Origin of the sequence: Pseudarthrobacter cellobiosi (genome assembly GCF_023913755.1) — a bacterium.
Lineage (GTDB): Bacteria > Actinomycetota > Actinomycetes > Actinomycetales > Micrococcaceae > Arthrobacter > Arthrobacter cellobiosi.
In genome coordinates, this window is sequence record NZ_JAMXBJ010000046.1 from 194,507 (window position 1) to 217,243 (window position 22,737).

Annotated in this window: 20 protein-coding genes; 10 read left to right on the forward strand and 10 right to left on the reverse strand. The window is 65.8% G+C overall.

From position 1 onward, the window contains the following. Positions 1-287: 287 nt before the first annotated feature. Entirely contained in the window at positions 288-905 is a 618-nt protein-coding gene (locus NG696_RS13150) for an alpha/beta hydrolase (RefSeq protein WP_252568163.1), read from the reverse strand. 157 nt (positions 906-1,062) lie between these two features. Between NG696_RS13150 and NG696_RS13155 the strand changes: the two genes are divergently transcribed. From NG696_RS13155 to NG696_RS13175, 5 genes are all read left to right on the forward strand, one after another. Continuing rightward, the gene (locus NG696_RS13155; RefSeq protein ID WP_056348963.1) at positions 1,063-1,320 is read left to right on the forward strand and encodes a DUF6458 family protein; all 258 of its coding nucleotides are present in this window, start codon (positions 1,063-1,065) and stop codon (positions 1,318-1,320) included. Between the two features lie 215 nt (positions 1,321-1,535). Then, a complete protein-coding gene (locus NG696_RS13160; RefSeq protein WP_252568160.1) occupies positions 1,536-2,339 on the forward strand; it encodes a DeoR/GlpR family DNA-binding transcription regulator in 804 nt (267 codons plus the stop codon). After that, the gene (locus NG696_RS13165; RefSeq protein WP_252575718.1) at positions 2,336-3,361 is read left to right on the forward strand and encodes a 1-phosphofructokinase family hexose kinase; all 1,026 of its coding nucleotides are present in this window, start codon (positions 2,336-2,338) and stop codon (positions 3,359-3,361) included. The genes NG696_RS13160 and NG696_RS13165 overlap by 4 nt, the downstream gene beginning before the upstream one ends. A 2-nt stretch (positions 3,362-3,363) precedes the next feature. Beyond that, positions 3,364-5,400 (forward strand): PTS fructose transporter subunit IIABC, encoded by a 2,037-nt coding sequence (locus NG696_RS13170; RefSeq protein ID WP_252568156.1) that lies wholly within the window; start codon positions 3,364-3,366, stop codon positions 5,398-5,400. Positions 5,401-5,469: 69 nt separating this feature from the next. Then, positions 5,470-5,748: an HPr family phosphocarrier protein gene (locus tag NG696_RS13175; RefSeq protein WP_252568154.1), complete on the forward strand. Its 279-nt coding sequence runs from the start codon at positions 5,470-5,472 to the stop codon at positions 5,746-5,748. Positions 5,749-5,984: 236 nt separating this feature from the next. Here NG696_RS13175 and NG696_RS13180 read toward each other — a convergent pair whose 3' ends face one another. Beyond that, on the reverse strand, positions 5,985-6,830 hold the full coding sequence (locus tag NG696_RS13180; protein ID WP_252575720.1) for a class I SAM-dependent methyltransferase: 846 nt from the start codon (positions 6,828-6,830) through the stop codon (positions 5,985-5,987). Positions 6,831-7,093: 263 nt separating this feature from the next. Between NG696_RS13180 and NG696_RS13185 the strand changes: the two genes are divergently transcribed. After that, positions 7,094-7,360: a DUF7218 family protein gene (locus tag NG696_RS13185; RefSeq protein ID WP_252568149.1), complete on the forward strand. Its 267-nt coding sequence runs from the start codon at positions 7,094-7,096 to the stop codon at positions 7,358-7,360. A 42-nt stretch (positions 7,361-7,402) separates the two neighbouring features. Here NG696_RS13185 and ku read toward each other — a convergent pair whose 3' ends face one another. Continuing rightward, positions 7,403-8,464 carry a non-homologous end joining protein Ku gene (gene ku, locus NG696_RS13190; protein ID WP_252568146.1) on the reverse strand — a complete coding sequence of 354 codons (1,062 nt, stop codon included), beginning with the start codon at positions 8,462-8,464 and terminating at the stop codon, positions 7,403-7,405. A gap of 40 nt (positions 8,465-8,504) precedes the next feature. Between ku and NG696_RS13195 the strand changes: the two genes are divergently transcribed. Then, positions 8,505-11,024, forward strand: a complete 2,520-nt coding sequence (locus tag NG696_RS13195; protein ID WP_252568143.1) for an ATP-dependent DNA ligase — start codon at positions 8,505-8,507, stop codon at positions 11,022-11,024. 127 nt (positions 11,025-11,151) lie between these two features. Here NG696_RS13195 and NG696_RS13200 read toward each other — a convergent pair whose 3' ends face one another. After that, positions 11,152-11,412 carry a hypothetical protein gene (locus NG696_RS13200; protein WP_252568140.1) on the reverse strand — a complete coding sequence of 87 codons (261 nt, stop codon included), beginning with the start codon at positions 11,410-11,412 and terminating at the stop codon, positions 11,152-11,154. A gap of 71 nt (positions 11,413-11,483) precedes the next feature. After that, positions 11,484-11,693 (reverse strand): hypothetical protein, encoded by a 210-nt coding sequence (locus NG696_RS13205; protein ID WP_252568138.1) that lies wholly within the window; start codon positions 11,691-11,693, stop codon positions 11,484-11,486. Between the two features lie 491 nt (positions 11,694-12,184). On the opposite strand from NG696_RS13205, the gene NG696_RS13210 reads away from it, so the two are divergent. Both NG696_RS13210 and NG696_RS13215 read left to right on the forward strand, forming a co-directional pair. Next, entirely contained in the window at positions 12,185-13,783 is a 1,599-nt protein-coding gene (locus NG696_RS13210) for an MFS transporter (RefSeq protein WP_252568134.1), read from the forward strand. Positions 13,784-14,021: 238 nt separating this feature from the next. After that, on the forward strand, positions 14,022-15,101 hold the full coding sequence (locus NG696_RS13215; RefSeq protein ID WP_252568131.1) for an FUSC family protein: 1,080 nt from the start codon (positions 14,022-14,024) through the stop codon (positions 15,099-15,101). Here NG696_RS13215 and NG696_RS13220 read toward each other — a convergent pair. Then, complete coding sequence (locus tag NG696_RS13220; protein WP_252568129.1) at positions 15,067-15,834, reverse strand: SDR family NAD(P)-dependent oxidoreductase; 768 nt, start codon at positions 15,832-15,834, stop codon at positions 15,067-15,069. The two genes, NG696_RS13215 and NG696_RS13220, sit on opposite strands and share 35 nt — an antisense overlap. Before the next feature lie 491 nt (positions 15,835-16,325). On the opposite strand from NG696_RS13220, the gene NG696_RS13225 reads away from it, so the two are divergent. Then, entirely contained in the window at positions 16,326-16,667 is a 342-nt protein-coding gene (locus NG696_RS13225; protein WP_374211225.1) for an RNA polymerase sigma factor, read from the forward strand. A gap of 140 nt (positions 16,668-16,807) precedes the next feature. Here NG696_RS13225 and NG696_RS13230 read toward each other — a convergent pair whose 3' ends face one another. From NG696_RS13230 to NG696_RS13245, 4 genes are all read right to left on the reverse strand, one after another. Beyond that, complete coding sequence (locus NG696_RS13230) at positions 16,808-18,661, reverse strand: IucA/IucC family protein (protein WP_252575743.1); 1,854 nt, start codon at positions 18,659-18,661, stop codon at positions 16,808-16,810. Positions 18,662-18,738: 77 nt separating this feature from the next. After that, the gene (locus NG696_RS13235; protein WP_252568127.1) at positions 18,739-19,332 is read right to left on the reverse strand and encodes a GNAT family N-acetyltransferase; all 594 of its coding nucleotides are present in this window, start codon (positions 19,330-19,332) and stop codon (positions 18,739-18,741) included. Then, complete coding sequence (locus tag NG696_RS13240; protein WP_252575722.1) at positions 19,329-20,744, reverse strand: lysine N(6)-hydroxylase/L-ornithine N(5)-oxygenase family protein; 1,416 nt, start codon at positions 20,742-20,744, stop codon at positions 19,329-19,331. The genes NG696_RS13235 and NG696_RS13240 overlap by 4 nt, the downstream gene beginning before the upstream one ends. After that, positions 20,741-22,339 (reverse strand): pyridoxal phosphate-dependent decarboxylase family protein, encoded by a 1,599-nt coding sequence (locus NG696_RS13245; RefSeq protein WP_252575746.1) that lies wholly within the window; start codon positions 22,337-22,339, stop codon positions 20,741-20,743. The genes NG696_RS13240 and NG696_RS13245 overlap by 4 nt, the downstream gene beginning before the upstream one ends. Positions 22,340-22,737: the final 398 nt, after the last annotated feature.

Below are 22,737 nucleotides of genomic sequence, written 5' to 3' on the forward strand. Positions count from 1 at the left end.
CTGCTGTTAACGTCTTCTTCCATCATGAGCGCCTTGGCACGGCCTGACAACTTGGCGGAGCAGGCACCGCGGCGCAGAGCGGGCAGGAGGCCTGGATGGAGGCCTGGCACATGGCATCTGTCCGGCTGCCCTTTCCGATGGTTTCAACGGCCCGCAAAGAGTGGGCCACCGACGAGTGTAAGCGCTTACAAATTTCGCGCGCAACTGTTTTTTCTCATATTGCGATGCGGGGCACACGCCCGGCCGGGCACAGGGTTCAACCGACGCGCTTGAACCGATTACGCAGTTCAGCCGAGCACGTAGTGGCGTAGGAAGGCGCTGACGTCCACCATCTCCGTCTTGCTCATGGCGTGGCCCATGCCCGGATACGTCCTGGCGGTCAGCCGGGTGTTTTCGTTCAGCCATTGTCCGGTGTAGGCCGTGGCGTCCTCATTGATCACCAGGTCCGCCTTGTCCCGCCCCCAGAAGAAGGGCGGCGGGGCTGTGAAGGATTCGGTCAGGGACAGCAGCTCGTTCTCCAGCACAAAACCGGAAAGCCCAACCGTGGCCTTGTAATCCGAGGGATGGAGCCGGAGCAGCGTGCTGGCCATGGCCATTCCCTGCGAGTAACCCAACAGACTCACGCTGACGTGCTGGCCCCTGACAGAGTTAATCCACGCCTGGACGGTATTGGTGGCAGCGATGACATCCGCGAAATCGTTGGCCAGGAAGTAGTCCAGCAGGAACCAGCCGTAGTGGTCGCCGATAACCACGGGGGCCCGCAGCGCAACACAAGTGAACTCGGCCGGCAGGTATTCGAACAGCCGCACCATCCGCGACTCATCGGTGCCATAGCCATGCATCAGGACAAGCAGCGGCGTGCCGTCCCGTTCAGCCTCCGGCTTGGACCAAACAACTGTCTCCATTAGATCAGCCTAGCCAGTGGCGCCACTGAGCAGGCACGACGCCCACCCGAGGCCCGCCCAGTGATTGAATCGCGCCCCTCCGGGCTGTAGCGTGAGCGTACGACAGCATGCTTATCAAGTTCGGCACCACTTGTACTCGAACAACAAGGAGCAAGTCATGAGAATCGGTTCCTCCATCTTCCTTATTGCACTCGGCGCCATCCTGGCCTGGGCCGTCGCCCCGGGACTGATCCCCTTCATAGACCAGGTCATGGTGGGCTACATCCTGATGGCCGTTGGTGTGATCGGGCTGATCGCCTCCCTCATCCTGGCCTCACCGGGCCGCAGCCGCCGCGTCAGCGAAACCCGTTCGGTGGTTGATCCCAACACCGGCGAGCGCATCACCCGCAACGAAAGCCGCGACGGCGGCATCTAGGCCCCAAGACCACCCGGACGCCGGGCCGGACCACACAGGTCCGGCCCGGCTTTTCCGTTTCCGAGCGAAGGCCCGGTCCGGCTTTCTGTGCTTTTGTGGCTTTCGTTGACAAACCAACATGGACACAGATAAAGTCAAGTAATTCAACATCATGTGATGCCAGTCACTGGACTTCACAGCCGCTGGGATTCAGCACTTTACGCAATGGAGGGTACGTGTTCGCCGAGGAGCGCCAGCAGAAGATTGCCGAGCTAGTCGCCGGCACGGGCCGGGTCAGCGTGACCATGCTGGCGGAGCGCTTCCGCATCACCACCGAAACCGTCCGGCGCGACCTCGCCACCCTCGAAACCACCGGCACCCTGCGGCGGGTCCACGGCGGAGCAGTTGCGGCCGACCGCTTCAGCACCACCGAGGAAAGCATCAACGAACGGACCATCCAGCGCCCGGACCAGAAGATGCGCATCGCGCAGGCTGCCCTGGCCCTCATCCCCCAGGCCGCGTCCGGCAGCATCCTGCTCGACGCCGGTTCCACCACCGAAGCGTTGGCCGACCTCCTTTCCCGCCGCGCCGCCGTCGAGCCTTCCGCCGGCGGAACTGGAGCCGAACTGGTGGTCATCACCCACGCCGTTCCCATCGCAGCCAAACTGTCCAGCGCTCCCGGAATCGCCCTCCAGATCCTGGGCGGCCGGGTGCGCGGCCTCACGCAGGCCGCCGTGGGGCAGTCAACCGTGGAGGCCGCGCAGCGGATGCGCCCGGACATCGCCTTCATCGGCACCAATGGCATCCACCCCACCTTTGGCCTCAGCACGCCCGATCCTGAAGAAGCCGCCGTCAAGGCAGCCTTCGTCCATTCGGCACGCCGCATCGTGGTGCTGGCCGATTCCTCCAAGCTGGACGCAGAAACCCTGGTCCAGTTCGCCTCCCTGAAAGATCTGGACACCTTGATTACAGACAGCGAGCCCAGCCCCGAACTGGCGGCAGCCCTGACCGAGGCCGGCGTCGACGTGGTGGTCGCGTGATCGTCACCTTCACGGCGAACCCCAGCCTGGACCGCACGGTGGCCCTGCCCGGACCCCTGGAACGCGGCGAAGTCCAGCGCGCCGTCTCGGTCAGCCAGGAGTCCGGCGGCAAGGGCGTCAACGTCTCCCGCGCCCTGGTTGCCTCCGGCCTGGAAACCATCGCGGTACTCCCGGGCGCCGGGAGTGATCCCGTCCTCGCCGGGCTGCTCCACGATGGCGTGCCGTTCGCGGCCCTTCCCATCGACGAACCGCTGCGCACCAACGTGGCACTCACCGAGCCGGGCGGCGTGACCACCAAGATCAACGAGCCCGGTCCCCTGCTGAGCGAGGACCAGCAGGAAGCCCTCATCAAGCTGCTCCTGGAACGCGCCCGCGGCGCCAGCTGGGTGGTCCTGGCCGGTTCCCTGCCTCCCGGCTTCCCGGCCGACTTCTACGCCACCGTCACCCGGCGGTTGCGGGCGGCAGCCGACGGCGGCGGCCCGCTGATCGCCGTCGACTCCTCCGGCGGCCCGCTCGTCGCTGCCGTCTCCGGCCCCTCGCCGGACGGCACGGTACAGCATGGCACTTCACCGGACGGTGTGTCCGGGAAACCGGACCTCCTCAAACCCAACGCCGAGGAACTGGCGGAACTGGCTGCAGCAGCCGGCTTCGCCACGGCGTCCACCGCAGACGAACTTGAAGCGGATCCGGAGGCTGCCGCAGCAGCCGCCGCCGCCGTCGTGCGTTCAGGTGTGGGTGCTGTGCTGGCAACTCTCGGATCCAAGGGAGCTGTCCTGGTAACGGCCGACGGCGCGTGGCTGGCCACGCATCCGCCGGTCGCCGCGGTCAGTACTGTCGGCGCGGGCGATTCATCGCTGGCCGGCTATCTGCTCGCCCACGGCCGGGGCGCCGCCCCGGCCGATTGCCTCCGTCAGGCGGTGGCACACGGTGCCGCCGCCGCCTCCCTGCCGGGTTCCACTGTCCCGGCAGTCCACCAAACCACCCCGGACGCCGTAACCATCACGGCCCTTCGAAAGGATTGACAGTGACTCAGCTCATTACCACCGAACTGGTCGAGCTCGACCAGAACCTGGGCACCTCGCCCGAGGACGTGATCCGGCACCTGGCCAGCAAAGTAGCTGCCACCGGCCGCGCGTCAGAAGTTGAAGGCCTCTTCGCCGATGCCTTCGCCCGCGAGCAGAAGACCGCCACCGGCATCCCCGGCGGCATTGCCATCCCGCACTGCCGCTCTGCTGCGGTCGTCGAACCCACGCTGGCCATGGCCCGACTCAACCCCAAGGTGGACTTCGGCGCCAAGGACGGCCCGGCGGATCTGGTCTTCTTCATCGCCGCCCCCGAGGGCGCGGACCAGGAGCACCTGAAGCTGCTGTCCAAGCTGGCCCGGTCCCTGATCAAAAAGGACTTCACGGCAGCGTTGCGTAATGCATCCTCCCGCGAGGAAATCGTGGAACTGGTGGACGGTGCTCTGGCGGACAAGCCGGCATCCCACGCGGCGGCTGTGCCTGCCGAGGCGGCGCCCGCTGCTGCGGTTTCGACTGGCTCAACCACCGCCGCCGGAGGAGCCCGGCCCAAGCGCCTCGTGGCCGTGACCGCATGCCCCACCGGCATCGCCCACACCTACATGGCCGCCGACTCGCTGGTTGCCGCCGCCCAGGAAATGGGCGTGGACCTGCAGGTGGAGACCCAGGGCTCCTCGGGCGCCAAGCCGCTTGACCCCGCCGTCATTGCCGCTGCCGACGCCGTGATTTTCGCGGTGGACGTGGATGTCCGCGGTAAGGAGCGCTTCGCCGGCAAGCCCGTTATCAACGCACCCGTCAAGCGCGGCATCGACGAGCCCGCCAAGATGGTCCAGGAAGCTCTCGCCGCAGCTGACAATCCGAATGCGCGCCGCGTCCCCCACTTCGGGGCGGAGGAACAGGCTGAGAACGAGGCCACCGAAAAGGGTGAGCACATCGGCCAGAAGCTGAAGAAGGCACTGCTCACCGGTGTCAGCTACATGATTCCGTTTGTGGCCGGCGGCGGTCTGCTGATTGCCCTGGGCTTCCTGCTCGGCGGCTACGACATCACGGCCGTCGCTGACAAGGTGGTGGTGGAGAACAACTTCGGCAACCTACCTGAGGGCGGCCTGGCCATCTACCTCGGTGCGGTCATGTTCAAGATCGGCGCCCTGTCCATGGGCTTCCTGGTTCCCGCACTGGCCGGTTATATCGCGTACGCGATCGCTGATCGGCCCGGCATTGCACCGGGTTTTGTTGCCGGCGCCGTCGCAGGCTTTATGGGTGCGGGCTTCCTCGGCGGCATCGTCGGCGGCCTGCTGGCGGGCTACATGGCCCACCTGATCGGGACCTGGCAGGTACCGCGCTGGCTGCGTGGCCTGATGCCCGTGGTGATCATTCCGCTGCTGGCTTCAATCTTTGCCTCCGGCCTGATGTTCCTGGTCCTCGGCGGCCCCATCGCCGGCCTCACCACCGCACTGAACTCCTGGCTGTCGGGCATGACCGGCGCGTCCGCCGTCGTCCTCGGAATCATCCTTGGCCTCATGATGTGCTTTGACCTCGGCGGCCCGGTCAACAAGGTTGCGTACGCGTTCGCTGTTGCTGGCCTGAGCGCCGGCAGCGCCACCAACCAGGCACCGTGGCAGATCATGGCGACGGTTATGGCTGCGGGAATGGTTCCGCCGCTGGCGATGGCCCTGGCCACCGTCCTGGACAAGAAGCTCTTCAGCCTGGCTGAGCGCGAAAACGGCAAGGCAGCCTGGCTGCTGGGCGCATCCTTCATCTCTGAAGGCGCCATCCCGTTCGCCGCTGCCGATCCGCTGCGCGTCATCCCCGCCAGCATGGTGGGTGGCGCCCTCACCGGCGCACTCTGCATGGCCACCGGCGTCACCTCGCAGGCACCCCACGGCGGTATCTTCGTATTCTTCGCCATCGGCAACCTGGTGATGTTCGTCGTCGCCATCCTCGCCGGAACCGTGGTCAGCGCGCTGGCTGTCATTGCCCTCAAGCGCTGGGCGGCCGCCAGGCCCGCTGCTACCGTGGAGTCCGTTCCCGTAACGGTCTGACCCCGGCCTTACCCACTACCGATCCACGGCGCTGAACCAACAGGCAGCCGAGAGACAAAAGGAGCAACAATGTCAGAACGCACCGCAACCGTCGCCAGCCGCGTGGGCCTGCACGCCCGCCCCGCCGCCATCTTTGCCGAGGCCGCCGGCGAGTTCGACCTGGACATCACCATCGCCCGCCAAGGCGAGCCGGCCGATGAGGCAATGGACGCCGCGAGCATCCTGTCCCTCATGAGCCTGGGTGCCTCCCACGGCGACGTTGTGGTGCTCCGCGCCGAAGGTACCGGCTCGGATGACGCCCTGGCGCGTCTGGTCCAGATCCTGGAAACGGATCACGACGCCGAGTAAACAGCTTGACGCCAGCGGCCGCCGTCGCGCCTGTCCCCTCTCTTGGGGAAGGTACGACGGCGGCCGCCGGTTCTTAAGCGTCTGCCCCACCCAACTAGGTAGCGCTAACTGTCGTTTTGAAGGCTCATAACGACAGTTAGCGCTACTTAGTTGGACTGCTTAGGTGATGACCTCCCAGACGCGCTCCGCCGCAGCATCAATGGTGATTGTGGATGTGGCCACGAGGTTCCCGGGCACTACCGGGCCTCCTTGGCGGTCAACAGCAGATATTCCCATTCCATTTGCCATACGGCATCACCGTGGGCCTCGCCAAAGGAATCGGCCAGTTCGGTGAGCGCTTTGTCCAGGGCTTGGGCCTTGTCCTGGTCATCGCCGATGAACTTGTAGACCGAGATGGTAGGACCGTAGTGGGACTTGAAGTACCGCAGGAAGTCCTCCGGCTGGTGGAAACTGCGGATGGCCAGCGTGCGCTTTTTCGCCTGGATATCGGTGATCCTGTCGCCGAAGAGTTCCCGCACGTGGTCTTCGCTGCCCCACAGCGGGGGCGGCTGGGCTCCGGGCGGGGGCGGCGGCGCGAACGGCTTCATGGTGGCAAACATCCTTCCAATGAAGCCTTCGGGCGTCCAGCTGAGCAGGCCGATGGTGCCGCCGGGTTTGCACACCCGCACAATTTCGTCCGCTCCCGCCTGATGGTGCGGAGCGAACATCACGCCCAGGCAGGACGTGACCACGTCAAATGAACCGTCCTCGAACGGCAGCGACTCGGCGTCTGCTTCCACCCATTCAAGCCCGACGCCGCGATCGGCAGCCTGCCGGCGGCCGGCGTCGAACAACTCCGGGGTGAGGTCGCTGGCCACCACATGGGCACCCATCATGGCCGCAGGGATGGCCGCGTTGCCGGCACCGGCAGCCACGTCCAAAACGTGCTGCTTCGGCTTGATTCCGCAGGCATCAACCAGAATGGCCCCGAGATCCTGCACCAGCTCACTGGCCAGTGCCGGGTAGTCCCCCGAGGCCCACATGGCCCGGTGCTTTTGCTTCAGTGCCCGGTCTGCCTCGTCTACGTCCGCTTTGTCATTCATGGTGGCGCCCCTCTCCTTTGACAGGCTTTTCCCTTTGACAGGCTTCGAGTGACAGCTTGCTGTTGCACAGGGCTGTAATGCGACCCATTGTGGCCGCAGCGGCGCGGGCTGTAAAGCGCCTGGAGGTAGGGGCCCGACGCGAAAGCAAGCAAACTTAGTGTTTCCTTGTGTTTCCAGAGGCCCGGAATTAGCGTGGAAGCCTGACCAGCGAATACGGTGCTACGGCGTCCAGGATTGCCTGGTCCCGGTTGAAGGAGGACTACATGCCCGGCAAAAAGAACCCGAGCCTGAAAGATCCTGAACTCTACGAGGAACTGCGCGAGGACGGCGCGTCCAAGCAGAAGGCCGCCCGCATCTCGAACGCGGCAGCCAAGAAGGGCCGTTCCGCGGTGGGACGCAAGGGCGGGAAAGCCGGCGACTACGACGATTGGACCGTCCCGCAGCTTAAGGCCAAAGCCAAGGAAATAGGCCTTACCGGCTACTCCGCGAAGAAAAAGAGCGAGCTTATCTCCGCCCTGCGGAACTCCTAGGCGGCGGCCATCCCCACCAACAAAGAGTCTTCGCGGACCATCTCAAGCGCCCTTTCGCGCCCGCGTGGTAGCGGCCTTCGCCGCAGGCTTCGCAGCCGTGGATTTGGTCGCCGTGGACTTACTGGCGGCGGATGTGGCGGCGGTTTTGGTTCCGGAGGACTTCGCCGCAGCCGTCTGGGTTCTCGTCGTCCTCGTCCCCGCAGTCTTGGCACCGGCTTTGGCGGGAGCCTTCCCGCCGGAACTGTCGGCACTTTCTCCTGTGCCGGCGTCGTCCGCGTCCTCAGCGTCCGCATCCTCAGAGGCGGCAGGCTTCCCGCCGCCGCGCTTCCGCTCCAGGCTGCGCTTCAGCGCCTCCATCAGGTCGATGACCTCGCCGTTGCCGCCCCCACCCGCTTCCGCGCCGAACGTTTCGTCGGTATCGAGCGAATCGCCCTTCTCCAGCTTGGCCTCGATGAGCTTCCGGAGCTGCGCCTGGTAGTCATCGGTGAAGTGCTCGGGTTCGAAATCCGCGGCCATGGACTCCACGAGGGCAGCGGACATTTCGCGTTCCTGGGCGGAAATCCGGATGGACGTGTCCAGCGCAGGGAAGCTGGCGTCCCGGACCTCGTCGGGCCACAGCAGGGACTGCAGCACCAGCACCTCGTCCTTGATGCGCAGCGCCCCCAGCCGTGTCTTCTCGCGCAGGGCGAACTGGACGATGGCCACCCGGTCCGTATCCTCGAGCGCCCGGCGCAGCAGGACGTAGGCCTTGGGCGACTTGGAATCCGGCTCGAGGTAATAGCTCTTCTCGAACATCATGGGTTCCAGCTGCTCCGACGGAACAAACTGGACCACCTCGATCTCGTGGCTGTTCTCCGCCGGGATGGATTTGAGCTCGTCCTTGGACAGGACCACCGTCCGGCCGTCGTCCTCGAACGCCTTGTCGATGTCCGAATAGTCGATGATCTTGCTGCACACCTCACAGCGGCGCTGGTACCGGATCCGGCCGCCATCGGCATTGTGGACCTGGTGGAGGCTGATGTCGTGGTCCTCGGTGGCGCTGTAGACCTTCACGGGCACGTTGACCAGGCCGAACGCGATGGCACCTTTCCAGATGGCTCTCATCCCTCAAGTGAACATCACTCGGGTCCGGAGGTGAAGACCCATGGCCGGCCCTAAAGAGCGCGTCCGGGTCGCGGGGCGGGAACTGACCCTCACCAACTTGGACAAGATCATCTACCCGGAGACCGGCACCACCAAGGCCGATGTCCTGGCCTATTACGCCGCCGTGGCCCATGTGCTGATTCCCGCCGCGGCCAACCGGCCCGCCACCCGCAAGCGGTGGGTCAACGGGGTGGGCACCGCCGGGCATCCCGGCGAGGTGTTTTTCCAGAAGAACCTGGAGGATTCAGCGCCGGGCTGGCTCCCCCGCGCCGCCATCACGCACAAGGACCGGACCATCTACTACCCGATGGTGAACGATCCCGCCACGCTCACCTGGTTCGGCCAGATCAATTCGCTGGAAATCCATGTCCCCCAGTGGCAGGTGGACTCCCACGGCAAGCAGCTGAACCCGGACCGTCTGGTCCTGGACCTCGATCCCGGGGATGGTGCCGGGCTGGAGGAATGCGCCGAGGTTGCCAGGCTGGCACGCGCCATCCTGCAGGACGTGGGCCTGGAACCGGTGCCGGTGACCAGTGGCAGCAAGGGCATCCACCTCTACGCGGGCCTTGACGGAACGCAGACCTCCGACCAGATCTCGGACTTTGCGCACGAACTGGCCCGCGCGCTGGAAGCGGACCACCCGGATCTCGCCGTGAGCGACATGAAAAAGACGCTGCGCACGGGCAAGGTGCTGGTGGACTGGAGCCAGAACAGCGCCGCAAAGACCACCATCGTGCCGTACTCCCTGCGCGGCCGCCTCACGCCCACAGTGGCCGCCCCGCGGACCTGGCAGGAGATCGGGTCTCCCAAGCTCGAGCAGCTCGACTACAAAGCCGTGCTGCGCCGGGTCAAGGCGGGCAAGGACCCGTTCGCCGCCGTCGGCAGCGGTGCCGGGCACGCTGGGGACGCCGGGAACCCCAGTGCGAATACGGACGACGGCGGCGCGCACGCCCGACTGGAGCGGTACCGGTCGATGCGGGACCCTGATGCGACGCCTGAGCCGTTCTCCGGCGCCTCCGGAAATGGGGATACTTTCGTGATCCAGGAGCACCACGCGAGCAGGCTCCACTTCGACTTCCGGCTGGAGCACGAGGGTGTGCTGGTGTCGTGGGCCCTGCCGAAGGGCGTCCCGGAATCCGGCGAAAAGAACCACCTGGCGGTCCAGACCGAGGACCACCCCTTGGACTACGCCACGTTTGAGGGCACCATTCCCAGAGGCCAGTACGGCGCCGGCGAAGTCACTATCTGGGACCACGGCACGTATGAACTGGAGAAATGGATCAACGGCCGGGAGGTCATCGCCACGCTGACCGGCGCCGAGGGCGGCGGCCTGGGCGGAACCAAGAAGTTCGCCCTCATCCACACCGGTCGGGGGCAGGGCAGGGACGCCGAAGGGCAATGGCTCATCCACCTGATGGACAAGGACCACCACACTTTTCATCCGCGGCGGGCTCCGGCGGAGGACGCGGCGGATAATTCGGCGGAGACTTCGGCGGCGGACGCTTCCGGGACTGAGCCTGCCGCGGACGTTTCCCCGGCCGCGGCCGCGCCTTCCCCACTGCGCGCTGAAGATTTCAGTCCCATGATGGCAACGTCCGGGACCGCCGCCGACCTTCACGGCAGCGACTGGCAGCTTGAGCTGAAGTGGGACGGCGTACGTGCCCTGTTGGTCGCGGACGAAGAGAGGGTCCGTGTCTTCAGCCGCAACGGAATTGACGTCAGCGCAACCTACCCCGAGCTGACGGACCGGACCTGCTGGCCGGCGGGGCCGTTCGTCGCCGACGGTGAGATTATCGCCGTCGGGCCTTCCGGCAGACCCGATTTCGGGCTACTCCAGGGACGCATGAAACTGACCCGGCCCGCCGACGTCGCCAAGGCCCGAGCAGCAATCCCTGTCCGGCTAATGCTTTTTGACCTCCTGTCCGACGGCGGCGAGGACCTTCGCCGGCTGCCTTTCGCGAAGCGTCGGCAGCGGCTGGAGGAGTTCCATCGCCCGTCGGAGTGTCCCGTGGAACTGTCCGCCGTCCTGGACGAGAGGGTCGAGCACATCCTGGAGAGCGCGCAGGAGCTGGGGCTCGAGGGTGTGATGGCCAAACGGACCGACAGCCGCTACGTCAGCGGGCAACGGACCCGGACGTGGATCAAGATCAAGCTGGAGCAGACCCAGGAAGTGGTGGTTGGCGGTTGGCGGCCGGGCAAAGGCGGGCGGCAGAGTTCGGTAGGTTCGCTGCTGGTGGGCATCCCCGACGGCAACAGGCTGCGGTATGTGGGCCGGGTGGGCAGCGGGTTCAGCATGCGCGAACTGCAGGAACTACGCCAGAAAGTAGACGATCTGGCGCGCAAGACGTCACCGTTCGACGATGTTCCCCGCGAGGATGCCTCGGACGCGCACTGGGTGACGCCACGGCTGGTCGGTGAGGTGACTTTCGGGGAATGGACGGGCAGCGGGAAGCTCAGGCATCCGGTGTGGCGGGGCTGGCGGCTAGACAAAAGCGCTGACGAAGTGGTGCCGGAGGGGTAGCGACGCTGCGTTGGCGACGCGCAAATTTTCCTGGGACACGCAAAAGGCCTGGCGACACCCGAATTCGGGTGTCGCCAGGCCTTTTGTGTGTCGTCAGATCAGATGCGCGTCGTCAGCGGGGGTGTTTCTAGGACGAGTGCGGCATCTGCGGCCGGCCGGTACGGTGCACGGCCGTCACTGCAGCTTCCTGGCCCACGCGGCCGTGGCCTGCATCCCGCTCTTTGGCGTGCCGGCGCTTGCCGTTGCCGTCCGGCCAGTGGCGTTCGCCGGCCATCGCCGCAGTCACCGCAATGGTGGCCGGGTCCGGCATGGACGGGGTGTCCATGGCTGCCGCGAGATGGTCCGCGACCTCCGGTTCGATCTTTGTTCCAGCATGTTTTTCAGCCATTTTTTCTTCCTTCCGCAATGAAATGAAGTGGTTACCAATAGTAGGTCTGGCGTGCTGTCCTGGCGCTGGATTTACCAGCGGACCTTCTTCTCTGCCGGGCCCTGCTTGCCGCTGACATGGGTGGGCTTGTGGTTCTTGCCGACGCTCTGCAGCCCGGAGTCGCCGCCCCTGGATTTGCTGGCCAGCATGGCCCGCTGCGCTTCGGTCAGCCCGGCCCGGATGCCCTTGGCTTCGGCATCGTCCTGCGCGGATTCGGGCTGGCTGGGAGTGTTTTCAGTCATTTGGTGGAACCTTTCTGAGGAGAATCAGTGTGTCTGACGAGATCAGCATGGACGGGGCCGGTGGTACCAGGCCGCAGGCGTCCGCCTACTCAAAAATCAGTGTTCCCATGAATCAACAATAGGCAGTTTCAGGCTCGGTTGTGAACCCCCGGTTTCCGGCCTGTACATGGGGCCGGGTGGCGGCCGGAACTGGTGCCCGAACGGCCGTGGCGGCTGTCACTTTTCCGCGCGACTCAGGGGAAAAATGGCGCAAAAAAGGGGTCGTGAACAAAAAGATTCCATAGCGATGGGCCCGAACCGCCAGAATCCCAATGATGACGGGGCGAGAGCAGCCAAAAGAAATCCCTGAAAACCGGTGGAAACCCTCTCTAAGGAAGGCACTTTACGGTATAAAACTCTCATTTGCCATGGAATCCGCGTAAAATTGAAAGCCTGCCCAGAGCGGGGCAGCTACAAGTCGCAAGCAAATGACCTCCATAGGAGTCGCCCAAATGCCCACAGACCGAAGCACGACCGACTCTTCAGCAGGCGTGAACAACGCCAGCCGACCCAACGATGCAGTACCAAATAGCGCACTACCAAGTGCGCGTAAACCGAAGATCCTTGCGCGTCGCCGACTCAAAGAGTCCGACGTGAACGTTGTAAACCAGCCCATGCTGAAAAAAGCGCTCGGCGGAACCATCGTGGGTAACACCATGGAGTGGTTCGACGTCGGCGTATTCGGCTACCTGATCACCACCATGGGACCTGTCTTCCTTCCCGAGGCCGACAAGTCCGTCCAGACGCTGTTCCTGCTTGGAACGTTCGCTGCGACCTTCATCGCCCGTCCCCTCGGCGGTGTTGTGTTCGGCTGGCTCGGCGACAAGATCGGGCGGCAAAAGGTCCTCGCCGCAACACTGATGATTATGGCTGCCAGTACGTTCGCCGTCGGGTTGTTGCCCGGATACGCCCAGATCGGCATCTGGGCCGCTGCGCTGCTGGTAATCCTGAAGCTTGTACAGGGCTTCTCCACCGGCGGTGAATACGCAGGCGCCACCACGTTCGTGAGCGAATACGCCCCGGATAAGCGCCGTGGATTCTTTGCAAGCTTCCTGGACATGGGCAGCTACCTTGGCTTTGCCCTGGGTGCGGCGCTGGTTTCTGTCCTGCAGCTGACCCTTGGCCAGACAGCCATGGAGGAATGGGGTTGGCGCATACCCTTCCTCATTGCCGGCCCGCTGGGCCTCATCGCCATCTACTTCCGGAACAAGATCGAGGAATCCCCTCAGTTCCAGGCCACCTTGGATGCCCAGGAAACCATCGGGCAGGACGCCGCAGCAGCTGACGTGGACGCCGCCAAGGGTCCCTTCGGAATCGTCAAGGCCTACTGGCGCTCGCTCATCGTGGCCATGATCCTTGTCGCCGCAGCCAACACGGCCGGCTACGCCTTGACGTCCTACATGCCGACTTACCTCACCGAGTCCAAGGGCTACGATCCCGTCCACGGAACGCTGCTGACCATCCCCGTGCTGGTCATCATGAGCCTCTGCATCCCCCTGACCGGGAAGCTGTCTGACCGGATCGGCCGCCGTCCCGTGCTGTGGATCGGCGCCATCAGCACCGTGGTGCTGGCAACCCCGGCGTTCCTCCTGATCGGCGTCGGCGACGTCTGGTCAACGCTGGCAGGCCTCTCGCTGATCGCCTTCCCGGTGACGTTCTATGTTGCGAACCTCGCCTCTGCATTGCCCGCGCAGTTCCCGACAGCCAACAGGTACGGCGCCATGGGCATCGCCTACAACTTCGCCGTGGCGATCTTCGGAGGCACCACCCCGTTCATCGTTGCCGCGCTGATCACGGCGACCGGCGATGACATGATGCCGGCCTACTACCTCATGGCGACTTCAGCCATCGGAGCTGTGGCCATCTACTTCCTGAAGGAATCAGCCCAGCGTCCGCTGCCCGGCTCCATGCCCAGCGTGGACACGCAGGCAGAGGCGCGGGAACTGGTTGCCACCCAGGACGAGAACCCGCTGATTGACCTGGACGACATGCCGTTCGAATCCCAGGACGTCACCGATGCCGCGGCCACTAAGGTTCCGGCCGGAGTCTAGGCACCACAGTCTAAGCACCGCAACAACAAACCGGCCTGACCGGGCCGTCTTGTAGCCCGCGCTCAAAGGCCCGTCCCGCGCGTTTTCCTTGGGGGAAGCACGCAGGGCGGGCCTTAGCCGTGCCCGGCGCTAGCCTCCCGGCCGCGCCCACGCGACGCCCTGTGACCCAGCTAATGGTCAGCATTCCGGGCTTCTGCTAATTTTCGAACAAGGGCTTGATTGATAGGTGGTGTTGGCTGTGCGCAGAGTCATGGCCCATGCCCGCACCCTGCACGCCCTAGGCCCGGCGAACAACGACCGGCTGTCGGCCGTACGGGTTGCCCTCAGCGTGGCAGTACCCTCACTGGTGCTCCTGGCCATCGGCCGTCCCGAGCTCATAATGTACGCGGTTTTCGGTGCCCTGACCGGCATGTACGGACGCTCGGAATCCCACCAGCTTCGCCTCAAGCACCAGGCGCAGGCGGCAGTGGTCCTGCTCAGCGGCATCACGGTGGGCGTGTTCCTGTCCGTCAACCACCTCCACTCCTGGTGGCTGGTGCTCGTGGAGGCCGTGCTGGCCGGTGCCGGTTCCCTTTTCTCCGACAAAGTGCGGCTCAAGCCCAACGGACCGTTCTTCGGCATCCTGGCATTAGGCGCCTGCGCCTCTGTCCCGACGAACGTGCCGTTCCTGACGGCCGTGCTAATCGGTGCGGCCTCGGCCGCGTTCTCTATCCTGGTGGGCTTCGCCGGCTGGCTGCGGGTCCGGGCTTGGCAGGCGGGTGCCGTGCGGGATGTTCCGCGGCTCAGCGGTGAACTCCGGCAGGCCGCGTTGGTGCATGCCGCCCGCTATGTCCTGGCCGTCGGTGCCTCCGGCGCCTGCGGAGTGCTGAGCGGCAGCGGCCATCCGCACTGGGCCATGGCCGCGGCCGCCGTCCCGCTCGCCGGGGCCGACCTGCCCAGCCGCGTCCACCGCGGGATCCACCGCATCGTGGGGACGTTCGTCGGTTTGGCGTTGGTCGCCGTCGTACTCTTCCCGGGGCCGTTGTCCCCGCTGCAGTATTTCCCCGGCCACACTGCCGCCGTGCTGGCGCTGCTGGTGATCGCATTCCAGTTCCCCACCGAACTCTTCATGGCGCGGCACTACGGCTGGGCCATGGTCTTCTTCACGCCGGTGATCCTGCTCATGACGCAGCTTGCCGCCCCCGCGGACCCTGGCCTGCTGGTCACCGAACGCGCGGTGGAGACCTTTGTGGGCGCCGTGATCGGTATCGCCGTGGTGGTGGCCGTCCGTGCGCCGCGGAGGGCTACCGCTTCGGACGCCGCGGCGGCCCGGACGTAAACCGCGCCGGCAGCACACGCGAGATGGCGGCCACCAGTTTGTAGCGTTTGGTGGGGATCGAAACGCCCTTGCCGCGGGCGTTGTCGGCCAGGCCGTCCCGGACCACCCAGTCCGCCCGCAGCCACATCCAGTGCGGGGCGACCGACTTGTCCATGCCCATGCGGTCATGGAATTCGGTGTGCGTGAATCCGGGGCACAGCGCGGTGACGTGCACGCCTCTCGGTCCGTAGGCAAGGTTGGCCCAGCGGCTGAAGATGACCTGCCAGGCTTTCGCAGCCGAGTAGCTGCCGCGGTTGGCGAAAGCCGACACGCTGGCCACGTTGATGATCCTGCCGGAGCGCCGCTCCAGCATCCCCTGCAGCGCAGCATGGCAGAGCTCCATGGGGGTCTGCACGTGCAGGCGAAGGTGCCTCCGCTCGTCCTCCAGGGAATTTTTTTCGAACGAATGCAGCAGCCCGATCCCCGCATTGTTCACCAGGACCTCAACCGGCCGCGCAGCGTCCGTGAGGCGCCCGACGACGGCGGCCACACCGGCGTCGTCCGTCAGGTCGGCGGGCAGCACCTCAGCGGAAACGCTGTAATCGCGCTCGAGTTCGTCAGCGATCTGCTGGAGCCGGGCGGCGTCGCGGGCCACCAGCACCATGTGGTGGCCTTCCTGCGCAAGCTGGCGGGCGAACTCCGCTCCCAGCCCTGCTGTTGCCCCTGTTACGAGCGCGGTGGTGGGTGTCTCCATGCGCCCAGACTAGCCGTGTTACGGCGCAGGCCGAAGGTTGAGCCCTGATCGTCCCTGCAAAGCATGAATCTTCCGTACTCCGCCGGGTCCTCGTCGCCCAGTTCCGCGCTGTCCGTCGAGCCGCCAAGTTCACGCACCCGGGCCAGGGCGGGGTCCATGTCGTCCACCCGGAAGAACAGGTAGGGCACCGCGCCCTTGTCGCCGCCGTGCAGCCCGCCGGGGTGCCGGGGGTGCCGATTATGAACCCGCCCTCATCGGAGGGTCCGGGGCTGAAGTCCCAGCCGAAGAGCGCGCCGTAGAACGCCCTGCCCCGTTCGGGATCTTCGACGCCGATTTCAAAGAACGCTGGTTCGCCGGCCATGGCTTCTCCTTGTCTCGTGGGGTCAGGTGGGTCGAGTGCGGTCCATCGGACGAACCCACCGTGGCACTTGCCCGGCCGCGGGTTCCGGGCGCGGGCTGGGCGCCTACGGTCTCCAGGCCTCCATCGCCGAGTGCCATGCGGTGGCGCACTCGGTGGCCGATACGGACTGGCAGCGGATCGTCGTCCTCTACGAGGCCCTCGGACAGCTGGCCCCTCCCCCGTCATCGAGCTCAACCGTGCCGTCGCCGTCGCGACGCCTTCCGGCCCGGAGCACGGGCTGGAACTGGTGGAGGCCCTCGCCTCGCGCGGGGAACTGGCGGGCTCGCACCTGCTCCCCGCGGTCCGCGGCGAGCTACTCACCCGGCTCGGCAGGCATGACGACGCACGGTCCGCACTCCTGCCGGCCCTTGCGCTGTGCGGAAACGCCGCCGAGCGCGCGGTGCTGCAGCGCAAGGTGGACGAGCTCAGCTGACCCCGGGGTGGGCCGCGGTCCAGCACTCGCGGCGCCCCGCCGCCGGATTCTGCTCCATCATTCCTGCAAGCCCCGGGACCGGGCCCGGAATCACCGGCCCACCTGGCCGAAACCCGCGAATGATGGAGCAGAATCCGACGCTAGGCGAACCTTGCCAGCGGGTTGGCGAGCCGGCCGGCCATCTGCAGCCCACCGGACGGATCCGTGAGGTCAAGCATCTGCTGGTTGTTCCGCAGCTGCAGCCGGTTAAGGCACGACAGTTCAAAGTCAGGGGCGAACAGGTCGTGGCGGGCGAACTGGTCCGCCAGCTCAGGGTGTTCAGCCTGGTAGTCCTGGATGACCCGCGCGGCCGTGCCCCAGAACTCCTCCTCGCTGAGTTTCCCGTCCTCCACCAGCAGGGCACCCAGGAAGCGGAAGATGCAGTCGAACACATCCGTAAAGATGGCCAGCACCTTTTCGCCGTCAGGGATATCAACCTGGATCCTCGATACCTCCTCGGGCAGGTCCAGCCGGCGCCCCATCACCACGATTTCCTCGGCGATGTCCTTCATCACCGCACGGACGGGCACACCGTTATCCAGCACCAGGATCACGTTCTCGCCATGCGGCATAAAGGCGAGTTCGTACCGGTAGAGGCAGTGGACCAACGGGACGAGGTAGGCCTCGAAGTAGCGGCGCAGCCATTCGGCAGGCTCCAGTCCGGAGCGCTCAATCAGGGCAGACACCATCGGTTTGCCGGTCGAATCGACGTGCAGGAGGGACGCCATGGTGGCAAGCTGCTGGCCGTCCTCCAGTAGGGGGAGCGGACTTTCCCTCCACAGCGCGGACAGCATCTTCTGGTAGGGCGAGCCCTTCGCGGACGCGGCCTGGTAGTAGCCGTTGTGGTAGCCGATGGCCGCGATCTCGCTGATCATGGCCAGGCCGCGTTTCTGCAGGGCTGCGTCTGACCGGATCAGGTCCTGCAGCCAGTCGTTGATGGCGGGGGTTGCCTTCATGTACTGCGGCGAGAGTCCCCGCATAAAGCCCATGTTCAGGACGGACATCGCCGTCTTGACGTAGCTCTTGGCGGGCGCGGCCGTGTTGAAGAACGTGCGGATGGACTGCTGGGCCTGGTAACTGTCTGCACCGGTCCCCAGATGAATGATGTGCTGCTGGGCGATCTCGGCAGCGAACGTGACGGTGAGCTTGTTCTCCCACTGCCACGGATGCACGGGCATCAGGAAGTACTGTGCGGGGTCCACACCCTGGGCGGTGAATTCGGCATCGAAGGACTGCAACGCAGCGGCGCCGAGCTCGGCCTCCAGGTGGGCGCGGTACTCCAGTCCGGCGCTGGCAGTGAAGACAGCCTTGCTGCGGTGGACCCCGATCCACTCCAGGCGGACGGGGGCTCCGGTCTCCGGCGCGAACGCCCGGTAGTCACTGATGCCGAAGCCCAGCCGGCCGTTGTTGGCCACGAAGCACGGGTGGCCCTCCGTCATGCTGCGTTCGATGGCCTGGAAGTCGGCGGCGGGGTCCGTTCCGCCGGTGACTCCTGCCACGAGTTCCCCGGCGGACGGCTGTCCCAGCCACTGCTTGTAGGAGTGGCCGGCCAGGGTGCTGCTGATCTCCTCGAGGTAGACCGGGAGCATCTCCTCGCGGATGCCCAAGTTGTCCCTGAACTCGATGATGAAGCGCAGTGCATCCGGGGCGGCATCCTCGCCGCTGCGCGTGCAGCGGATGGATGCGGCGTCCACCGACCAGTGCTCGAGCTCCAGGACGCGGGCGGCGAACGAGTAGGCCGTGAGGCCGTCGTCGCTGCGGACCACGTACACCGCGGGTTCCTCCGGACCTGTGGCACCCCCGCCGGAGCCCAGGCGCTGCGGCTCCAGGATGCGTTCGTGCAGGAATTCGGCGAGCGCCTTGCGGACCAGGTGGCGGTTTGCCGCCGCCCAGCGTTCGGGTGCGAGGTGGGGAACGGTATTGGCGGTGCTGTCCGGCCTGTCGGCCGCGTCAATTTCGGCCGCGTCAGTGTCGGCGGTGTCAATGGCGGGGGCGGATTCCCGCTCGATGGCGAGGTCCAGCTCGATGATGGTCACAATGATGCTCCCTGGTGGATCGGGGCGGAAAGGTCATGGGAGTGGACTTGGGGGTGGCCCAGGGCTGCGCGGGCAGCGAGGTAGTCCTGGCGGGTGCAGAAGCTGAGGAGCGCTTCCTTGTCCGGCAGGGTGACAACCCCCGCCGGCCGGAAGCCCAGCCGCTCGTTGAGCACATGGATCTTGGCGTTCCTGGCGTCTGGTTCCACCACCACGCGTTCCACGCCCGGTTTTTCGAACAACCGCCCCAGCACGGCGTCCATCACCGCGGCCGTGTACCCCGGTTGGGGATCTCCCGACGGCGGCGCCACCAGCAGGTGCATACCGATGTCGCCCTTCTGCACGGCATAGACCGCGGCCAGCGGCGAGGCTGCCGGCAGGTATTCCTCCATCAGGAAGGCGGGGACGCTGTCGTCGTTGATCCCCAGCAAGGCATGGTGATGCCCCGTTGCCTGGATTCTCGAGTATTCCTCCACGACGCCGTCAACTGTTGAGGTCAGCATCCCCCAGAACGACGCGTACGGCTGGGTGACCCAGCTGTGGAGGAGGGGTGCATCGGCAACGGCGTCAACACAGCGGAACGTGAAGCTCATGCGGACACCTCCACGGTCTGGGTGGGAGCTGGCTCGGCGCTGCGTCCGGCCGGACCGGAGACTGAACCGGAGACCGGACCGGGCTGTGGCGCGTCAGGCTGGGGCGCGCCGAACTGCTGGAACGCGATGCTGCGCTCCACCGGGTAGACCTCGCGGCCGGTGATCTCGCGCAGGATGCACGAGTTGCGGTAGGCAGCCATGCCGAGGTCCGGGGTGACAAAGCCGTGCGTGTGCAGCTCGGCATTCTGGACGAAGAGTTCGCCGGGTTCGACGCCGGTGCTGTAGTTGCGTGCAACGGTGAACCGGCCGGCGGAGTCCCTGGCAATCCGGTCCTGGATGCCCGCCAAGAAGTCCGGCTCGCGGTAGGTGTAACCGGTGGCCAGGACCACGGCCTCACTGTCCAGCACATAATCGGACCCCTGCTCCTCGTGCCGGAGCCGCAGTGTGTGGGAACCGGCGGCCTGATCCCACGCGGCGCCGGTGAGCGACGAATGGGTGAGGAGCTGGGTGTCCACCATGCCGGAAAGGCTCTTGGTGTACAGGAGGTCGTAGATGGCGTCGATCAGCTCGGAATTGATGCCTTTGTACAGGTTTTTCTGGCTTTTGATGAGGCCGTCGCGCTGGTCTTGGGGCAGCCCATGGAAGTAGTCCACGTACTCCGGCGAGGTCATCTCCAGGGTGAGCTTGGTGTACTCCAGCGGGAAGAATCGCCCCGACCGGGTGACCCAGTTCAGCTGGTAGCCGTAGGTGTCGATGTCCTGCAGGAGCTCGTAGTAGATCTCCGCGGCGCTCTGGCCGCTGCCCACGATGGTGATGCTCCGCTTGGCCTGCAGCTCACTCTTCCTCGACAGGTAGTCCGCGTTGTGGAGGACAAGTCCCCCGCCGCCATCAGCGGCCGCGTCGAGTATTCCGTCACAGGACGCCGGCACGTAGGGCGCCGTGCCCGTGCCCAGCACCAGCCGCCGCGCCAGCAGCACCTCAGACCCGTCCGGACCTTCCACCGAAATGCGGTACACGCCGGCGTCGTACGCTACATCCAGCACAGCTGTGCTAAAACGGACCGAACGCAGCTGGCCGGCCACCCACTGGCAGTACTGGTTGTACTCGGCGCGCAGCGGATAGAAGTTTTCGCGGATATAGAAGCGGTAGAGGCGCCCCGTCTGCTTGAGGAAATTCAGGAACGAATACGGCGAAGTGGGGTCGGCCAGCGTCACCAGGTCCGCCATGAACGGCACCTGGAGGTGGGCCGGCTCCAGCATCATGCCGGGGTGCCAGTCGAAGGATTCCCGTTGCTCCAGGAAGACGCCATCCAGCCCGTCCACCGGCGCGCTGAGGGCGGCGAGGCCAAGATTGAAGGGCCCGACGCCGATGCCGGCGAAGTCGAAAATGCGCGGTTCGGTGGAGGTGCTCATGCGGACACCTCGCTGGTGCTGGCGCCCGCCAGCAGCTGCACGCCGGTGCTGCGCAGCAGCTCGATGATCTCGCTGATGTCCTCCAGGGTTGCTTCCGCGTTGAGGAGCGTGAACTTCAGGTAGTGCCTGCCGGCCACCTTGGTGCCGGCCACCACGGCCTGCCCGGACGCGAAAACCGCCGCGCGGATGGCCGGGTTAAGGGTGTCGGCCGCGTCCTCGGAAAGCCGGCCGTAAGCGTCGGTGAGACCGGCGCCCGAGACCCGGGGCCGGTACCGGAACACCAGTGTGCTGAGCTGCGGGTCGGCGGCGAGCTCAAAGTCGTCGTCGGCGGCCAGCAGGGATCCCACGCGGGCGGCGAGATCGATCGCCTCATCAAACAGGGCGCCGATGGCATCCGCTCCCATGATGCGCAGGGTCAGCCACAGTTTGAGCGCGTCAAAGCGCCGGGTGGTCTGGATGCTCTTGTCCACCTGGTTGGGGATCTCGGCCAGGGCGGCGCTTTCCGGGTTCAGGTAGTCCGCGTAGTACGTGACGTGCTGGAGCATGGCGCGGTCGCGGACCAGCAGGGCGCTGGAGCTGACGGGCTGGAAGAACGTTTTGTGGAAGTCCACGGTGACGGAGTCGGCCAGGCGGGTCCCGTCCAGCAGGTGGCGGTAGCGGCCGGAAACCATCAGCCCGCCGCCGTAAGCCGCATCAACGTGGAACCAGGCACCGTAGGCGCGGGCCAGGGCGGCGAGGTCCGCGAGCGGGTCCACCGCACCGAAGTCGGTGGTCCCGGCGGTGGCCACAACCGCCATCGGCACCAGCCCGGCGTCGTGCGTTTCCGCCATGGCCTCGGCGAGCGCCGCCGGGTCCATCTTGTGGTCCGCGGCGCAGGGGACGGAAATGACGGCGTCGAAGCCCATGCCCAGCATGGACGCGGACTTCTGGATGCTGAAGTGGCTGTCTGCTGATGTGAAGATCCGCAGCTTGTCCAGCAGCGCGGGCAGCCGGAGTCCGGCGTTGGCCGGGTCCTGCCGCAGGCCGGCAACGGCGTGGTTGCGCGCGATCAGAAGTGCCTGCAGGTTGGACTGGCTGCCGCCGGAGGTGAACACGCCGTCGGCTGCAGCCCCCAGCTGCAGCCGTTCGGCGGTCCAGTCGATGAGCCGGCGCTCGATCAGGGTGGCCCCGGCGCTCTGGTCCCAGGTGTCCATCGAGGAGTTCACCGCGGACAGGATGGCCTCCCCCACCAGCGCCGGGATCACCACCGGGCAGTTCAGGTGGGCCGCGTACTTCGCATCGTGGAAGTAGATGGCGTCCCGGAGGTACACGGCCTCAAGCTCTTCCAGCGCCGCGGCGGTGTCCGGGAGCGGCCGGTCCAGGTCGACGGCGCCGATGCGCGCCTTCATTTCTGCAGGCCCGACGCCGGTGAACGGCCGGGTGGTCCGGTCCAGTTTGGTGGCCACGGCGTTGACGCCCTGCAGCACCTGCGCCACGTACCGGGTGGAGTTCCTGGTGTTGAACAGATGGTTGGTGGCAGCGAGGGCCAGCTCCACGCGGGAGCCGAAATCCTGCCCGGGCAGGGTTTCACTCACCCGATTTTCATCCAGGTACATCTCATCGACACGGGGCAGCAGCGGCACAGTGGTCATCCTTAGTTCGACGTTGGGGGTTTGTCTTTAGCAAGGTAAGCCTTACTTAGGTGAACCTTTTCGTCAAACTTTAGTGACTTATTTATCTTAAGCCGCGGGAATACGGGCGGTCTTCAGGTCGCGAGCGCGTCATTGACTGGCCCCGATCGCGAATCGGGTGCAAAATACTCCGCGCGAACGAACACTTGAGGCCCTCCTGCGGGAGCTTTCAGGGGCTTAAGTGACCACTCGCGCCAGTGGGAGGGGGCTTAAGTGACCGTTCGCGCTAGGGCGTGTCTCCTAATAGGGTGCTCCAGATGACGACGGCGTGCAGAACGGTCGCTGAGCGGTAGGTGAGGGCCAGTTTGTCGTAGCGGGTGGCC

Coding starts and splice junctions, on each gene's coding strand:
- NG696_RS13150 (WP_252568163.1), bottom strand. CDS start 905: ATGGAGACAGTTGTTTGGTCCAAGCCGGAGGCTGAACGGGACGGCACG.
- NG696_RS13155 (WP_056348963.1), top strand. CDS start 1,063: ATGAGAATCGGTTCCTCCATCTTCCTTATTGCACTCGGCGCCATCCTG.
- NG696_RS13175 (WP_252568154.1), top strand. CDS start 5,470: ATGTCAGAACGCACCGCAACCGTCGCCAGCCGCGTGGGCCTGCACGCC.
- NG696_RS13180 (WP_252575720.1), bottom strand. CDS start 6,830: ATGAATGACAAAGCGGACGTAGACGAGGCAGACCGGGCACTGAAGCAA.
- NG696_RS13185 (WP_252568149.1), top strand. CDS start 7,094: ATGCCCGGCAAAAAGAACCCGAGCCTGAAAGATCCTGAACTCTACGAG.
- ku (WP_252568146.1), bottom strand. CDS start 8,464: ATGAGAGCCATCTGGAAAGGTGCCATCGCGTTCGGCCTGGTCAACGTG.
- NG696_RS13195 (WP_252568143.1), top strand. CDS start 8,505: ATGGCCGGCCCTAAAGAGCGCGTCCGGGTCGCGGGGCGGGAACTGACC.
- NG696_RS13200 (WP_252568140.1), bottom strand. CDS start 11,412: ATGGCTGAAAAACATGCTGGAACAAAGATCGAACCGGAGGTCGCGGAC.
- NG696_RS13205 (WP_252568138.1), bottom strand. CDS start 11,693: ATGACTGAAAACACTCCCAGCCAGCCCGAATCCGCGCAGGACGATGCC.
- NG696_RS13210 (WP_252568134.1), top strand. CDS start 12,185: ATGCCCACAGACCGAAGCACGACCGACTCTTCAGCAGGCGTGAACAAC.
- NG696_RS13220 (WP_252568129.1), bottom strand. CDS start 15,834: ATGGAGACACCCACCACCGCGCTCGTAACAGGGGCAACAGCAGGGCTG.
- NG696_RS13235 (WP_252568127.1), bottom strand. CDS start 19,332: ATGAGCTTCACGTTCCGCTGTGTTGACGCCGTTGCCGATGCACCCCTC.
- NG696_RS13240 (WP_252575722.1), bottom strand. CDS start 20,744: ATGAGCACCTCCACCGAACCGCGCATTTTCGACTTCGCCGGCATCGGC.
- NG696_RS13245 (WP_252575746.1), bottom strand. CDS start 22,339: ATGTACCTGGATGAAAATCGGGTGAGTGAAACCCTGCCCGGGCAGGAT.